At 59.1% G+C, this 14501-nt stretch carries 17 protein-coding genes; 1 reads left to right on the top strand and 16 read right to left on the bottom strand.

The annotated features are described in order from the left end of the window. Window positions 1-26: 26 nt before the first annotated feature. The 16 genes from hisS to trmJ form a co-directional block, all read right to left on the bottom strand. On the bottom strand, window positions 27-1316 hold the full coding sequence (gene hisS / locus AC1DIG_RS16305) for a histidine--tRNA ligase (protein WP_477768113.1): 1290 nt from the start codon (window positions 1314-1316) through the stop codon (window positions 27-29). A gap of 23 nt (window positions 1317-1339) precedes the next feature. Then, window positions 1340-2449 (bottom strand): flavodoxin-dependent (E)-4-hydroxy-3-methylbut-2-enyl-diphosphate synthase, encoded by a 1110-nt coding sequence (gene ispG, locus AC1DIG_RS16300; RefSeq protein ID WP_054595806.1) that lies wholly within the window; start codon window positions 2447-2449, stop codon window positions 1340-1342. A gap of 3 nt (window positions 2450-2452) precedes the next feature. Beyond that, window positions 2453-3514 carry a RodZ domain-containing protein gene (locus AC1DIG_RS16295; protein ID WP_477768112.1) on the bottom strand — a complete coding sequence of 354 codons (1062 nt, stop codon included), beginning with the start codon at window positions 3512-3514 and terminating at the stop codon, window positions 2453-2455. Further along, window positions 3514-4272, bottom strand: coding sequence for a type IV pilus biogenesis/stability protein PilW (gene pilW, locus AC1DIG_RS16290; RefSeq protein ID WP_477768111.1), 759 nt, complete (start codon window positions 4270-4272; stop codon window positions 3514-3516). The genes AC1DIG_RS16295 and pilW overlap by 1 nt, the downstream gene beginning before the upstream one ends. A gap of 12 nt (window positions 4273-4284) precedes the next feature. Beyond that, on the bottom strand, window positions 4285-5433 hold the full coding sequence (gene rlmN, locus AC1DIG_RS16285) for a dual-specificity RNA methyltransferase RlmN (RefSeq protein ID WP_145015130.1): 1149 nt from the start codon (window positions 5431-5433) through the stop codon (window positions 4285-4287). 28 nt (window positions 5434-5461) lie between these two features. After that, the gene (gene ndk, locus AC1DIG_RS16280; protein WP_007903599.1) at window positions 5462-5887 is read right to left on the bottom strand and encodes a nucleoside-diphosphate kinase; all 426 of its coding nucleotides are present in this window, start codon (window positions 5885-5887) and stop codon (window positions 5462-5464) included. Window positions 5888-5977: 90 nt separating this feature from the next. After that, window positions 5978-6178 carry a Fe-S cluster assembly protein IscX gene (gene iscX / locus AC1DIG_RS16275; RefSeq protein WP_477768110.1) on the bottom strand — a complete coding sequence of 67 codons (201 nt, stop codon included), beginning with the start codon at window positions 6176-6178 and terminating at the stop codon, window positions 5978-5980. Between the two features lie 14 nt (window positions 6179-6192). Beyond that, on the bottom strand, window positions 6193-6534 hold the full coding sequence (gene fdx / locus AC1DIG_RS16270) for an ISC system 2Fe-2S type ferredoxin (protein ID WP_103319244.1): 342 nt from the start codon (window positions 6532-6534) through the stop codon (window positions 6193-6195). 3 nt (window positions 6535-6537) lie between these two features. Further along, a complete protein-coding gene (gene hscA / locus AC1DIG_RS16265; RefSeq protein ID WP_216741133.1) occupies window positions 6538-8400 on the bottom strand; it encodes a Fe-S protein assembly chaperone HscA in 1863 nt (620 codons plus the stop codon). A 51-nt stretch (window positions 8401-8451) separates the two neighbouring features. Then, a complete protein-coding gene (hscB, locus tag AC1DIG_RS16260; protein WP_477768109.1) occupies window positions 8452-8973 on the bottom strand; it encodes a co-chaperone HscB in 522 nt (173 codons plus the stop codon). Window positions 8974-8981: 8 nt separating this feature from the next. Continuing rightward, on the bottom strand, window positions 8982-9305 hold the full coding sequence (iscA, locus tag AC1DIG_RS16255) for an iron-sulfur cluster assembly protein IscA (protein ID WP_019693468.1): 324 nt from the start codon (window positions 9303-9305) through the stop codon (window positions 8982-8984). 34 nt (window positions 9306-9339) lie between these two features. Beyond that, entirely contained in the window at window positions 9340-9726 is a 387-nt protein-coding gene (iscU, locus tag AC1DIG_RS16250) for a Fe-S cluster assembly scaffold IscU (protein WP_003443374.1), read from the bottom strand. Window positions 9727-9820: 94 nt separating this feature from the next. Next, a complete protein-coding gene (locus AC1DIG_RS16245; protein ID WP_477768108.1) occupies window positions 9821-11035 on the bottom strand; it encodes an IscS subfamily cysteine desulfurase in 1215 nt (404 codons plus the stop codon). A 50-nt stretch (window positions 11036-11085) separates the two neighbouring features. Then, window positions 11086-11577, bottom strand: a complete 492-nt coding sequence (gene iscR, locus AC1DIG_RS16240) for a Fe-S cluster assembly transcriptional regulator IscR (protein WP_019693470.1) — start codon at window positions 11575-11577, stop codon at window positions 11086-11088. A gap of 251 nt (window positions 11578-11828) precedes the next feature. Next, complete coding sequence (gene cysE / locus AC1DIG_RS16235) at window positions 11829-12605, bottom strand: serine O-acetyltransferase (RefSeq protein WP_477768107.1); 777 nt, start codon at window positions 12603-12605, stop codon at window positions 11829-11831. 2 nt (window positions 12606-12607) lie between these two features. Continuing rightward, a complete protein-coding gene (gene trmJ / locus AC1DIG_RS16230; protein ID WP_054595795.1) occupies window positions 12608-13378 on the bottom strand; it encodes a tRNA (cytosine(32)/uridine(32)-2'-O)-methyltransferase TrmJ in 771 nt (256 codons plus the stop codon). Between the two features lie 146 nt (window positions 13379-13524). On the opposite strand from trmJ, the gene suhB reads away from it, so the two are divergent. Next, window positions 13525-14343, top strand: coding sequence for a type III secretion system regulator SuhB (suhB, locus tag AC1DIG_RS16225; RefSeq protein ID WP_477768106.1), 819 nt, complete (start codon window positions 13525-13527; stop codon window positions 14341-14343). Window positions 14344-14501 lie beyond the last annotated feature (158 nt).

The following is a 14501-nucleotide window of genomic DNA, read 5'->3' as shown; positions in this document are numbered from 1 at the left end:
TTCGCTAAATCGGCTGTTTGACAGCTTCAACCCTGCACGACGCAGGTGGCCAGGTGAGCGGCAAGCGCATCCCAGGCAATGCTTTGTTGTTCGCCCTGGCCACGCAGGGGTTTGAAACCTACCACTTGCTGGGCCATTTCGTCGTCACCGAGGATCAATGCGTATAGCGCACCGCTCTTGTCGGCCTTCTTGAACTGACTTTTGAAGCTGCCCGCACCGGCATTGATCTGCAGGCGCAGGTTTGGCAGCTGATCACGAACCCGCTCGCTCAGTGTCAGAGCGGCCAGTTCGGCAGCCTCACCGAAGGCGCACAGGTAGACGTCAACCTGCCGGGAGATTTCTTCCGGGATCTGCTCCAGAGTTTCGAGCAGCAGCACCAGGCGCTCGATGCCCATGGCGAAACCAACGCCCGGCGTCGGCTTGCCGCCCATCTGCTCGACCAGGCCGTCGTAACGGCCACCCGCGCAGACAGTGCCTTGGGCGCCGAGCTTGTCGGTGACCCATTCGAATACGGTTTTGCTGTAGTAATCCAGCCCGCGCACCAGCTTCGGGTTGATCACGTAAGGGATGCCGGCAGCATCCAGACGCGCCTTGAGGCCCTCGAAGTGAGCGCGAGACTCTTCGTCGAGGTAGTCAGCCATCTTCGGCGCATCGATCAGTGCCGCCTGGGTATCGGCGTTCTTGGTATCGAGCACCCGCAGCGGGTTGGTTTTCAGACGGCGCTGGCTGTCTTCGTCCAGCTGGTCCAGACGTGCCGTCAGGTACTCCACCAGCGCATCGCGATAGCGAGCGCGAGATGCGCTGGTGCCCAGGCTGTTGAGCTCGAGCTTGACTGCATCACGGATGCCCAGCTCGCCCCACAGGCGCCAGGTCAGCACGATCAGCTCGGCGTCGATGTCCGGACCATCCAGGTTGAAGACTTCGCAGCCGATCTGGTGGAACTGGCGATAGCGGCCTTTCTGCGGACGCTCGTGGCGGAACATCGGGCCGATGTACCAGAGTTTCTGCACCTGGCCACCGCCGGTGATGCCGTGCTCAAGCACTGCACGCACGCAGGCCGCCGTGCCTTCAGGGCGCAGGGTCAGCGAGTCGCCGTTACGGTCGTCGAAGGTGTACATCTCTTTTTCGACGATGTCGGTCACTTCACCGATGGAGCGTTTGAACAGCTCGGTGAACTCGACGATCGGCATGCGAATCTGCTTGTAACCGTAGTTATCCAGCAGACGCGAAACGGTGCCCTCGAAATGACGCCACAGCGGGGTCTGTTCGGGCAGGATGTCGTTCATGCCACGTATGGCTTGCAGAGACTTGCTCACTATAAATCCTTAAATTCGTTCGATCAGCCGCGAGCGATTACTGCTGCGTCAGCTTCGACCTTTTCGGCCGCTTTCTGGCGGATCAGCCTTTCCAGCTCATCCACCAGATTGTCATTCGTCAATTTCTGCGACGGCTTGCCATCGATGTAAATCAGATTCGGCGTACCGCCAGTCAGGCCGATATGGGCCTCTTTGGCTTCGCCGGGACCATTGACCACACAACCGATGACCGCAACATCCAGCGGCACCAGCAGATCTTCGAGGCGCCCTTCCAGTTCGTTCATGGTTTTCACCACATCGAAGTTCTGCCGCGAGCAGCTCGGGCAGGCGATGAAGTTGATGCCACGGGAACGCAGGTGCAGGGACTTGAGAATGTCGTAGCCGACTTTCACTTCCTCGACCGGGTCAGCCGCCAACGAGATGCGAATAGTATCGCCAATCCCTTCGGCGAGCAGCATACCGAGGCCCACGGCGGATTTCACTGTGCCTGAACGCAAACCGCCGGCTTCGGTGATGCCCAGGTGCAGTGGCTGAACGATTTCCTTGGCCAGCAGGCGATAGGCTTCGACGGCCATGAACACGTCGGAGGCCTTCACGCTGACCTTGAAGTCCTGGAAGTTCAGGCGCTCAAGGTGCTCGACGTGACGCAGCGCCGACTCGACCAGCGCAGCAGGCGTTGGCTCGCCGTATTTCTTTTGCAGGTCTTTTTCCAGCGAACCGGCGTTGACGCCGATACGGATCGGAATCCCGCGGTCACGGGCGGCATCGACCACCGCGCGCACACGGTCTTCACGACCGATGTTGCCCGGGTTGATCCGCAGGCAATCGACGCCCAGTTCGGCTACGCGCAAGGCGATCTTGTAGTCGAAGTGAATGTCGGCAACCAATGGCACCTTGACCAGTTGCTTGATGCGACCGAAAGCTTCGGCCGCGTCCATGTCCGGAACGGAGACCCGCACGATGTCGACACCGGCCGCTTCCAGACGATTGATCTGGGCCACGGTGGCGGCCACATCATTGGTGTCGCTGTTGGTCATGCTCTGTACAGCGATAGGCGCATCACCGCCCACCGGTACCGAACCAACCCAGATCTTGCGGGATTCGCGACGTTTGATTGGAGATTCGCCGTGCATGACTTATTGACCCAACTTCAGGCGAGCAGTCTCGCCACTGGTGAACGGAGCTACATCGACCACTTGTCCGTTGTAGCTGACCTGCGCGCCACGGGCATAGCCCAGGCGTACTGCAAACGGTGGTTTGCCGCTGACATCGACGGTTTCGCCTTTACGCTTGAGACCGCTCAACAGCACTTTGCCGTTGCCATCGGTGACTTGCGTCCAGCAATTGGCAGAGAACTGAATCTGCACCTGGCCCGCACCGGCAACCGGAGCAGCAGGTGCCGCGGCTGGTGCTGGCGCGGCAGCCACAACTGGCGCTGGCACAACAGGTGCGACCGGTGCCGCTGGTGTCGCAACAACCGGGGCGGGTGCGGTGCGGGCTGGAGCGACAACCGGAGCGGGTGCAGTGTGAACTGGAGCGACAACCGGAGCCGCCGGCGCAACCACCGGGGCTACCGGAGCCGCCGGAGCTGGCGCCTCGACATTTGCCTGAACCTCGGCAGGCGCCTGGCCTTCAGGCAATGCCAGAGGCGTTCCGGCTTCGACCTGACCTTCTACCACAGCCTGATCTTCCGGCTCGTCGAGCGGATGGATCTGCGTGGTGCCATCGGCGCCTTCGACTTCGACGTGTTCAGGGCTCAGACCAATCAGGTCCTTGGTGCGCAGCGAGGTTTGATCCTGCCACCAGACAAAACCGCCCCCCACCACGGCCATCAGCAGCAACAGGCTGACGATGCGCAAAATAGTGTGGGAGACCCGCGATGGCTCTTCGATACGGCCAAGGCTGTGCACGTTGCTGCCTTGGGAATCGGTGCCGGTGTGCTGGTCGAACTGCTGAACCAGAACGGCCTGGTCCATGCCGAGCAATTTGGCGTATGCGCGGATATAGCCGCGAGCAAAGGTATGCCCCGGCAGCTTGTCGAAAGCGCCGTCTTCCAGATTCTTCAAGGAATTAGCGGTGAGATTGAGCTTGAGCGCTACTTCCGCCAGCGACCAACCATTGCCTTCGCGGGCCTGACGCAGGGTCTCTCCGGGGTTTACGCGAGTCGCTGCTACAACTTCTGGATGCGCCGCTTTCATCATTGCTCCGACAGGTATTGCTGATATTCCGGCGTACCGGGATAGAGTCGTTTTAGTTGCAGGCCAAAACTGGCGGCCTTGTCGCGATCTTCGAACACTTTGGCCAGCCGAACGCCGAGCAATAGACTACGTGCATTTTGCTCGGCGAGCAGGCTAAAACGATCGTAATAGTCACGCGCGGGCACATAATGCCTGTCTTCGTACGACAACTCAGCCATTTCCAGCAACGCACGTGGCTGTTGGCGGTTCAGGCGCAGGGCTTTTTCCAGTTGCTGCCGGGCCAAGTCACGCTGGCCGAGCATTGAAGCCGTCATGCCAAGGTTCTCGAAAACCCGTGAACGCTCAGGATAAAGGCTATCGGCAGCCGCTTGTTCAAAGCGCTCGTACGCTTCTTTGTAACGTTTCTCTTCAAAGAGAAAGCTGCCGTAGTTGTTCAGGATACGAGCATCGCCCGGACGAGCGGACAGTGCCTTGCGAAAATGCTGATCAGCGAGCTCGGGTTCCATCTCGGCCTGGAACACCAGGCCCAATGCTGCGTTGGCATCAGGGTCGGCGCTATCCAGTTCGAGGGCCTTCTTCAACGGGACTTTCGCCCGCTCGGTCATGCCCTGCTGCAGATACCCCACGCCCAGCTGCACATACGCAGCACGCGCCTCATCGCGCCCCTTGCTGGTTTTCATCGGATTGAAATCACCCGACAGAACACAACCAGCCGACAGGCTGGCGAACAGCAGAAGCAGCGCTAGGCGCAGTGACATAGAGATCCTCTCTTAAGTACGATTCGCAGCGTCTTGCGGCATATCGTTGTCGGCGCTCAACTCACGCACGGCGATATAACGTTCGCTACGACGGGTGCGATCCAGCACCTGTCCTACCAATTGGCCACACGCAGCGTCGATATCTTCGCCACGGGTGGTGCGCACGGTGACATTGAAGCCAGCGTGATGAAGTTGATCCTGGAAACGACGGATGGCGTTGTTGCTCGGCCGCTCGTAACCGGAATGGGGGAACGGGTTGAACGGGATCAGGTTGATCTTGCAAGGCGTGTCCTTGAGCAACTCGATCATTTCAACCGCATGCTCGACCTTGTCATTGATGTCCTTGAGCAAGGTGTACTCGATGGTCAGCACACGCTTTTCGCCCAGGGACGACATGTAGCGGCGGCAGGACTCGAGGAGCATTTTCAGCGGGTACTTCTTGTTGATCGGTACCAACTGGTTACGCAGCGCATCGTTCGGTGCGTGCAGGGACAACGCCAGGGAAACGTCGATGTGCTTGGACAGCTCATCGATCATCGGCACTACGCCTGAGGTCGACAGGGTCACACGGCGCTTGGAAATGCCGTAGCCCAGGTCGTCCATCATCAGGTGCATGGCGGCAACGACGTTGTCGAAGTTCAGCAGCGGCTCCCCCATGCCCATCATCACCACGTTGGTGATGGCACGGTCGGCGGTTGCCGGGATGCTGCCGAACGATTTATTGGCAATCCACACCTGGCCGATGACTTCGGCTGCGGTGAGGTTGCTGTTGAAACCTTGCTTGCCGGTGGAGCAGAAACTGCAATCCAGGGCACAGCCTGCCTGGGACGAAACGCACAGAGTGCCGCGCTTGCCCTGGGGAATGTAGACGGTCTCGACGCAGCTGCCGGACGCCACGCGCACCACCCACTTGCGGGTGCCATCGCTGGAGATGTCCTCGCTGACCACTTCGGGGCCGCGAACTTCGGCAATAGCCTTGAGCTTGTCGCGCAAGGCCTTGCTGACGTTCGTCATGGCGTCGAAATCATCAACGCCAAGGTGGTGAATCCACTTCATTACCTGACCGGCACGGAAACGCTTCTCCCCGATTGAGTCGAAGAATTTTTCCATTTCCTGTTGAGTCAGACCCAGCAGGTTGGTTTTTACAGTCGATGTAGTCATGGATTCACCTTCACTCTTAAGCCAATGCTTAGCGAGTGGTTACTTCAGTAGCTGCGAAGAAGTACGAGATTTCGCGAGCAGCAGCGGCTTCGGAGTCCGAACCGTGTACAGCGTTGGCGTCGATGGAGTCAGCGAAGTCAGCACGGATGGTGCCGGCAGCAGCTTCTTTAGGGTTGGTAGCGCCCATCAGCTCACGGTTCAGAGCGATAGCGTTTTCGCCTTCCAGAACCTGAACGACAACCGGACCGGAGATCATGAAAGCAACCAGGTCGTTGAAGAAACCACGAGCGCTGTGCTCAGCGTAGAAGCCTTCAGCTTCAGCTTTGGACAGTTGCTTCAGTTTCGAAGCTACAACGCGCAGGCCGGCTTTTTCGAAACGAGTGGTGATCTCGCCGATAACGTTTTTTGCAACGGCGTCAGGCTTGATGATGGAGAAAGTACGTTGAACAGCCATGGTGTAACTCCAGAAACGGTAATTTGCGAAAAATTAAACCCGCGAATTATACGCGGGTTCTTTGGTATTGCCTAACGGCGTACAGTGCGTTCAGTCTGCTTCTTCGATCCAGGCCGCTTGAATCGCTTCAAGCACCTTCTCGCCGCCGCGGGCCGGATCATCATTGAAGTCCGGCAGAGCCATGACCCAGTTATGCAGATCGACGAAGTTCACGTAACGCGGATCCACATCCGGCTTGCTGTCAGCCAGCTGGATCGCGATTTCCAGCACATCAACCCATTTAAGACTCATGCCAGTTCCTTGAATCAGTGCGGCGCTTCGGCAGCGTGGTTGAGCGAGTATTTAGGAATTTCAACGGTCAGGTCTTCAGTCCCGACGATTGCCTGGCAGGTCAGGCGCGACTGCGCTTCCAGACCCCAGGCCCGATCAAGATAGTCCTCTTCCAGCTCATCAGCCTCATTCAGCGAGTCAAAGCCTTCGCGAATGATGCAGTGACAGGTGGTGCAGGCACAGACGCCGCCGCAGGCGCTCTCGATCTCGATATGGTTGTCATGGGCCACTTCGAGAATGGACTTGCCGGTCTCAGCCTCAACGACCATACCGTCCGGGCAATGCTCGGCGTGTGGCAGAAAAATGATCTGCGGCATCAGTTATTCCTCGATTTCATTCAGGTTGCGCCCCGCCAGAGCGGCTTTCACCGTCGAGTCCAGGCGGCGGGCAGCAAAGGCATCGGTCACTTGCGACAGACGCTTGGTCTGCTGCTCGATGGCGTAACCATCGGTGCCTTTCATCAATTCGGTCAGTTCCTGCATCTGCAACTCGATGACCATGCGTTCTTCGGCGTCGAGCAGGCGCTCGCCGTCGACATCGAGGGCGCCCTGCACCGCTTCGATCAAACGCTGGGCATCGACTTGCTGCTCACGCAGTACGCGGGCGACCTTGTCGTCGTTGGCGTGCTGGAACGATTCCTTGAGCATGCGGGCGATTTCGCCGTCGGTCAGGCCGTACGACGGCTTGACCTGAATGCTCGCCTCGACGCCCGAACCCAATTCGCGGGCAGCCACGCTGAGCAAGCCATCGGCGTCGACCTGGAAGGTCACGCGAATCTTCGCCGCACCCGCGACCATGGCCGGAATGCCGCGCAATTCGAAGCGCGCCAGGGAACGACAATCGCTGATCAGCTCGCGCTCGCCCTGCAGCACATGAATCATCATGGCCGACTGGCCGTCTTTATAAGTCGTGAAGTCCTGAGCGCGAGCGACCGGGATGGTGGTGTTACGCGGAATCACCTTCTCCATCAGACCGCCCATGGTTTCGAGCCCCAGGGACAACGGAATCACGTCGAGCAGCAGCAGCTCGCCGCCATCGCGCTTGTTGCCCGCCAAGGTATCGGCCTGGATCGCAGCACCAATGGCCACCACTTGATCCGGATCGATCTCGGTCAGCGGCTGACGACCAAAGGCTTCAGCCACGGCATCACGAACACGCGGTACACGGGTCGAACCGCCGACCATCACCACCGCTTTCACGTCTTCCAGTTCGACACCGGAATCACGCACGGCGCGGCGGCAAGCTTTCAGGCTGCGAGCAACCATCGGCTCGATCAGCGCATCAAAGGCTTCGCGGGTGAGCTCGGCTTTCCAGCCGTCATAAACGACTTCAACCGTCGCGGCATTCGTCAGGGCTTCCTTGGCCGCGCAGGCGGTTTGCAGCAGATGACGCTGCGCACCCGGATCGAGGTCGGCGGACAAGCCAGCGCTCTCGATGATCCAGCCAGCAATCGCGTGATCGAAGTCATCGCCGCCCAAGGCGCTGTCGCCACCGGTCGCCAACACTTCGAACACACCGCCGGTCAGACGCAGAATCGAAATATCAAAAGTGCCGCCGCCCAGGTCATAAATGGCGACCAGGCCTTCAGCATGCTGATCCAGACCGTAAGCCACCGCCGCAGCGGTTGGCTCGTTGAGCAAACGCAGCACGTTCAGACCGGCCAGCTTGGCCGCATCCTTGGTTGCCTGGCGCTGTGCGTCATCGAAGTAAGCCGGAACGGTGATCACCGCGCCAACCAGTTCGCCGCCCAGCGTCAACTCGGCGCGCTGACGCAGCACCTTGAGGATATCGGCGGAAACTTCGACCGGGCTTTTCGGCCCCTGCACGGTGTCGATGAACGGCATGTGCGACTCGCCATCGACAAAGCGGTACGGCAGCTGTTCGCCCAATTGCTTGACGTCGGACAGACCACGACCCATCAAGCGCTTGACCGACAACACCGTGTTCAGCGGATCGGTAGCGGCTGCCAGCTTGGCGGACTCGCCGACCTCGACACGGTCAGCGTGATAGCGCACCGCAGACGGCAGAATGACCTGCCCGTCAGCGTCGGCCAGTGGCTCGGAAAGACCACTGCGCAACGCAGCGACCAGCGAATTGGTAGTGCCCAAGTCGATCCCCACAGCCAGACGACGCTGGTGCGGTTGAGGACTTTGGCCGGGTTCGGCGATCTGCAGTAGGGCCATCGTTATCAGGACTTATCTGTATATCAGGCGTGCGACCGAGGCGGCACTGGGTTAATCGTCGAGGCGCTCTTCTAACTGGCGCACTTCGTAGGTGAGCTTGTCGAGGAACTGCATGCGCCGCATCAGGCGTTCGGCCTGTTCGCGTTGCGCTGCATCATTCCAGCAAGCTGCGAAGCTATCGTTCAATACATCCTGAGCGACTTTGAGGCGGCGCTTGAACACTGCAACACCGGCCAGATCGGCACTGTCTTGCAGGTCTTCGAGCTCTTCGCGCAATTGCATCTGCTGCAGAAGAAATTCCGGATCATGCACCGTGACCTCCAGCGGCAGCTCGCGACCACCCATGGCGAGCAGGTAACGCGCGCGCTTGGGGGGACTTTTGAGCGTCTGGTAGGCCTCGTTGAGGCTTGCGGATTGCTCTAGCGCCAGCCGTTGCTCACGCTCGGAAGCGTCAGCAAAGCGGTCTGGATGAACGCTGCGCGCCAACTCACGGTAGCGCGTAGCCAGCTGGTCGAGATCCAGATTGAAGCTCGGTTGCAGCTCAAATAAAGCGAAATGACAAGGAGTACCCACGAGCAGCCTCAGATGTTGAAGCTTTCGCCGCAGCCACATTCACCGCGCACGTTGGGATTGTTGAACTTGAAGCCTTCGTTCAACCCTTCCTTGACGAAATCAAGCTCGGTGCCGTCCAGGTATGCCAGGCTTTTCGGATCGATGATCACTTTCTCGCCGTGACTGACGAAGACCTGATCGTCTGCCCCTACCTCATCGACAAACTCCAGCACGTAGGCAAGGCCGGAACAGCCCGTGGTGCGAACACCCAGACGAATCCCATCACCCTTGCCGCGCCCGTCGAGGGAGCGTCGCACGTGTTGAGCAGCCGCTTCTGTCATGCTGATAGCCATCGGTGACTCCTTACTTGTCGCCAATACTTGAAAGTCAGATCAAGCCTTTCTTCTGCTTGTAATCGCGAACAGCAGCCTTGATGGCGTCTTCAGCGAGTACCGAGCAGTGGATTTTCACTGGCGGCAAGGCCAGTTCTTCAGCCAGCTGGGTGTTCTTGATGGTCTCTGCTTCGTCCAGGGTCTTGCCCTTCATCCACTCGGTAGCGAGGGAGCTGGAAGCAATCGCAGAGCCGCAGCCGTAGGTCTTGAACTTGGCGTCTTCGATGATGCCTTGCTCGTTGACCTTGATTTGCAGGCGCATCACGTCGCCGCACGCCGGAGCGCCGACCATGCCGGTGCCGACATCAGGATCTTCCGCGTCCATCTTGCCGACGTTGCGCGGGTTCTCGTAGTGGTCGATGACCTTTTCGCTGTAAGCCATGATTCAATCCTCACTCATCAGATAGTCGCTCTTCGGGCCCTGCAAGCCAGATTTTCAACAGGGTTGCAGAGCCCGTATGCGGCGACTTAATTCGTTAGTGTGCCGCCCACTCGATTTTCGAAATGTCGACGCCGTCTTTGTACATGTCCCACAGCGGCGACAGAGCGCGCAGCTTGGTGACGGCCTCGCAGACTTTCTGCGCGGCATAATCGATTTCTTCTTCGGTGGTGAAACGGCCGAAGGTGAAGCGAATCGAGCTGTGTGCCAATTCGTCGTTGCGGCCCAGGGCGCGCAGTACGTACGAAGGCTCAAGCGACGCCGAGGTGCAGGCCGAACCGGACGATACCGCCAGGTCCTTGAGCGCCATGATCAGCGACTCGCCTTCAACGTAGTTGAAGCTCAGGTTCAGGTTGTGCGGAACGCGAGCAGTCAGGCTGCCGTTGACGTACAGCTCTTCGAGGCCTTCGACCTGCTTGAAGAAACGGTCGCTCAGGGCTTTGATCCGAACGTTTTCGGTAGCCATGTCTTCCTTGGCTACACGGAACGCTTCGCCCATGCCAACGATCTGGTGAGTGGCCAGGGTGCCGGAACGCATGCCGCGCTCGTGTCCGCCGCCGTGCATGGTCGCTTCAAGGCGAACACGCGGCTTGCGGCTTACGTACAGCGCGCCGATGCCTTTAGGACCATAAGTCTTGTGAGCCGAGAAGGACATCAGGTCGACTTTCAGCTTTTGCAGGTCGATCTCGACCTTGCCGGTGGACTGCGCAGCGTCGACGTGGAACAGGATGCCCTTGGAGCGGGTCAGTTCGCCGATGGCTGCGATGTCGTTGATGGTGCCGATTTCGTTGTTCACGTGCATGACAGACACCAGGATGGTGTCATCGCGCAGCGCGGCTTCGATCATCTCAGGCGTCACCAGACCGTCTTCACGAGGATCGAGGTAGGTGACATCGAAACCTTCGCGCTCCAGTTGGCGCATGGTGTCGAGGACCGCCTTGTGTTCGATCTTGGTGGTGATCAGGTGCTTGCCCTTGGTGCTGTAGAAATGCGCGACACCCTTGATTGCCAGGTTGTCGGACTCGGTGGCACCGGAGGTCCAGACGATTTCACGCGGGTCGGCGTTGACCAGGTCGGCGACCTGGCGGCGAGCGTTTTCGACCGACTCTTCGGCTTTCCAGCCGAACACGTGGGAGCGGGACGCCGGGTTACCGAAGTTTCCGTCGACCAGCAGGCATTCACTCATCTTTTGCGCGACACGCGGATCAACCGGGGTGGTCGCAGAGTAATCAAGGTAAATCGGCAATTTCATGGACTCTCTCCTAAATCAGGCTGGCTGGCGTGCCGCTAGCTCTTTGGCTGTCATTCGACGGCGGACGCTTCAATCTTGTCCAGACGCGGTGTCTTGCTATTGCAACGACGCTGGTCCTGACGCTGGGCTACTTCTTGCACTTCACGGCGAGTGACAAGGTCAGCCAAGCTGATACCGCTCAGAAATTCGTGGATTTGCAGGCTCAGATCACACCACAAGTGGTGGGTCAGGCAGGTGTCGCCGCCATGGCAATCACCCAGGCCCTGGCATTTGGTTGCGTCGACCGATTCGTTTACCGCATCGATCACCTGAGCGACCTGGATGCCCTGCATGTCACGCGATAGCTGGTAGCCACCGCCTGGTCCACGGACACTGGACACCAGATTGCTGCGGCGCAATTTGGCGAAGAGCTGTTCGAGGTAGGACAGGGAAATGCCTTGGCGCTCAGAGATATCGGCCAGGGACACCGGGCCATGTTGCGCGTGCAACGCCAAATCCAGCATGGCGGTGACAGCGTATCGGCCTTTTGTAGTCAGTCGCATGGACAATTACCACGGAGTTACGGGATGGGGGCGAGTATGCAATTCCCGAGTATTCAAGTCAACTATAAGACCTAGTACTTTAGTCAGGTTTACCCGTAAAAGAGCGCGCGCACTATAACAAAGGCTGGCGGTGATCGACCAGCAAATGCGCGTTATCGTTCATCGCGAGCAAGCTCGCTCCCACAGGGGATCTCTGGTGTTGCATAGATCCAGTGTGGGAGCGAGCTTGCTCGCGATAGGGCCACCCCGATTCAGCTGGCCTGGCTTTCATCCTTGCCTTTTACACAGGCGAAGTCTTCTTCGCGCAGCTCGGGCAAGTCCTTGGCACAGTAAGGGCTGCCCAGGTCCTTGAGCGCGCCGCACATGCCTTCCAGTCGACCATCGACCGCTTGCAAGTGATCGAGCAACTGACCGATGGCACGCGCCACCGGGTCCGGCATGTCTTCGCTGACGCCGTAGGCATCAAAACCAATCTTCTCGGCCATGGCCTTGCGCTTGGCTTCCAGCTCATCATCGGACTTGACGATGATCCGCCCCGGAATCCCGACCACTGTCGCCCCTGCCGGCACAGCCTTGGTCACCACCGCATTGGAGCCCACCTTGGCACCCGCCCCCACGGTGAACGGCCCCAACACCTTGGCGCCCGCCCCTACCACTACGCCATCTTCCAGCGTCGGGTGGCGTTTGCCTTTGTTCCAGCTGGTACCGCCGAGGGTCACGCCCTGATACAGCGTCACGTCATTGCCGATTTCGGCGGTTTCGCCGATGACAATGCCCATGCCATGGTCAATAAAGAAGCGACGACCCACCTTGGCACCCGGATGGATCTCAATCCCGGTCAACCAGCGGCCAAAGTTCGATACCAGTCGCGCCAGCCATTTCCAGCCCATGCCCCATAACGCCGACGACAGGCGATGAATCCAGATAGCGTGCATGCCCGGGTAGCAGGTCAACACCTCAAACGCATTACGTGCCGCCGGGTCACGGTGGAAAACGCTCTGGATATCTTCACGCAAACGCTCGAACATCATTAATCCTTCCGTTTAAGAAGCTCACCACGGGCCGCTTTTTGGGTTTCCGTGAGGATGCCACGCAAAATATTCATTTCCGCCCGGCTGACCGAGCTTCGTCCGTACAACCGACGCAGGCGCGCCATCAAGTGCCGCGGTTTTTCCGGATCGAGGAATTCGATGGCCACCAACGTTTGCTCCAGGTGCTCATAGAATCGCTCCAGCTCATCCATGGTCGCCAGTTCACCGCTCTTGGTCGACGCCACTTCTTCCTTCTCGATCTTGCTTGGCTGACCTTGGGCCGCCAGCCAGGACATGCGCACTTCATAGCTCAACACCTGCACCGCAGCCCCAAGGTTCAGCGAACTGAACTCAGGGTCTGAGGGGATGTGCACGTGATAATGACATCGCTGCAGCTCTTCATTGGTCAGGCCGGAATCTTCACGACCAAAGACCAAGGCGATCTCGGCGCCTTGCGCTGCTTCCTCAACCACTTTCGTCCCGCATTCACGGGGATCGAGCAGCGGCCAAGGGATACGACGGTCACGGGCGCTGGTGCCGAGCACCAGATTACAGCCGACCAGCGCATCTTCCAGCGTGGCGACGACTTGGGCGTTTTCCAGGATGTCACCGGCACCGGAAGCTCGTGCATCGGCTTCGTGGTGCGGGAACAACCGCGGCTCGACCAGCACCAGTCGCGACAGCCCCATGTTCTTCATGGCACGCGCAGCCCCGCCGATATTCCCCGGATGGCTGGTATTGACCAGGACGACACGAATGTTCTGCAGCAAGGGAGGCGCTCTCTGACAGGGAAATTAGGGAGCAAATCTTACAGTTCCTCCTACCGTTAAGCTATGAAAGCGAACGTCGACCTTCACCTGTAGAAACTTTCTGATAGAATGCTCGGCTTTCTTTAACAACCTTAGGTGACACATCCATGCAGCCCATGCTGAATATCGCGCTGCGCGCCGCCCGCAGCGCCAGTGAATTGATTTTCCGCTCCATCGAGCGCCTGGATACCATCAAGGTCGACGAAAAAGACGCCAAGGACTATGTGTCCGAAGTGGATCGCGCTGCCGAACAGAAAATCATCGACGCACTGCGCAAGGCTTACCCGAATCATTCGATCATGGGTGAAGAGACTGGCATGCACGCCGGCTCCGGGATCGAAGGCGAAGAATACCTGTGGATCATCGACCCACTGGACGGCACCACCAACTTCCTGCGCGGCATTCCTCACTTCGCTGTCAGCATCGCCTGCAAATACCGCGGTCGCCTGGAGCACGCTGTTGTTCTGGACCCGGTTCGCCAGGAAGAATTCACCGCCAGCCGTGGTCGCGGCGCTCAACTGAACGGTCGTCGCCTGCGCGTCAGCGGTCGCACCAGCCTGGACGGCGCCCTGCTGGGTACCGGCTTCCCGTTCCGTGACGACCAGATGGACAACCTCGACAACTACCTGGGCATGTTCCGCACCCTGGTTGGCCAGACCGCCGGCATCCGCCGCGCTGGCGCTGCGAGCCTGGACCTGGCCTACGTAGCTGCCGGCCGTTTCGACGCATTCTGGGAGTCGGGCCTGTCCGAATGGGACATGGCAGCAGGCGCCCTGCTGATCCAGGAAGCTGGCGGCCTGGTGAGCGACTTCACCGGCGGTCACGACTTCCTTGAAAAAGGCCACGTCGTTGCCGGCAACACCAAATGCTTCAAAGCAGTTCTGACGGCCATCCAGCCACACCTGCCAGCCTCGCTGAAACGCTAAGCACCAGGCACAAAAAAGCACCCTTCAGGGTGCTTTTTTTATGCCTGAAATTTGACTCCGAAAACACCACACCCCCATTGTGGGAGCGAGCTTGCTCGCGATTGCGGTGTGTCAGTCAGCATCAATGCTGAATGTTAGAAGGGCATCGCGAGCAAGCT

The organism is Pseudomonas sp. 05N431, assembly GCF_056397005.1.
Note: the sequence above shows the minus strand (reverse complement) of the source record. Positions and strands in the feature narration are given on the sequence as shown.

Excerpts from the sequence above, each read along its gene's own strand:
- ndk (WP_007903599.1), bottom strand. The coding sequence starts at position 5,887 with ATGGCTGTTCAACGTACTTTCTCCATCATCAAGCCTGACGCCGTTGCA.
- suhB (WP_477768106.1), top strand. The coding sequence starts at position 13,525 with ATGCAGCCCATGCTGAATATCGCGCTGCGCGCCGCCCGCAGCGCCAGT.
- AC1DIG_RS16245 (WP_477768108.1), bottom strand. The coding sequence starts at position 11,035 with ATGAAATTGCCGATTTACCTTGATTACTCTGCGACCACCCCGGTTGAT.
- rlmN (WP_145015130.1), bottom strand. The coding sequence starts at position 5,433 with ATGACTACATCGACTGTAAAAACCAACCTGCTGGGTCTGACTCAACAG.
- AC1DIG_RS16295 (WP_477768112.1), bottom strand. The coding sequence starts at position 3,514 with ATGAAAGCGGCGCATCCAGAAGTTGTAGCAGCGACTCGCGTAAACCCC.
- iscX (WP_477768110.1), bottom strand. The coding sequence starts at position 6,178 with ATGAGTCTTAAATGGGTTGATGTGCTGGAAATCGCGATCCAGCTGGCT.
- pilW (WP_477768111.1), bottom strand. The coding sequence starts at position 4,272 with ATGTCACTGCGCCTAGCGCTGCTTCTGCTGTTCGCCAGCCTGTCGGCT.
- hscA (WP_216741133.1), bottom strand. The coding sequence starts at position 8,400 with ATGGCCCTACTGCAGATCGCCGAACCCGGCCAAAGTCCTCAACCGCAC.
- iscR (WP_019693470.1), bottom strand. The coding sequence starts at position 11,577 with ATGCGACTGACTACAAAAGGCCGATACGCTGTCACCGCCATGCTGGAT.
- ispG (WP_054595806.1), bottom strand. The coding sequence starts at position 2,449 with ATGCACGGCGAATCTCCAATCAAACGTCGCGAATCCCGCAAGATCTGG.
- iscU (WP_003443374.1), bottom strand. The coding sequence starts at position 9,726 with ATGGCTTACAGCGAAAAGGTCATCGACCACTACGAGAACCCGCGCAAC.
- fdx (WP_103319244.1), bottom strand. The coding sequence starts at position 6,534 with ATGCCGCAGATCATTTTTCTGCCACACGCCGAGCATTGCCCGGACGGT.
- cysE (WP_477768107.1), bottom strand. The coding sequence starts at position 12,605 with ATGTTCGAGCGTTTGCGTGAAGATATCCAGAGCGTTTTCCACCGTGAC.
- iscA (WP_019693468.1), bottom strand. The coding sequence starts at position 9,305 with ATGGCTATCAGCATGACAGAAGCGGCTGCTCAACACGTGCGACGCTCC.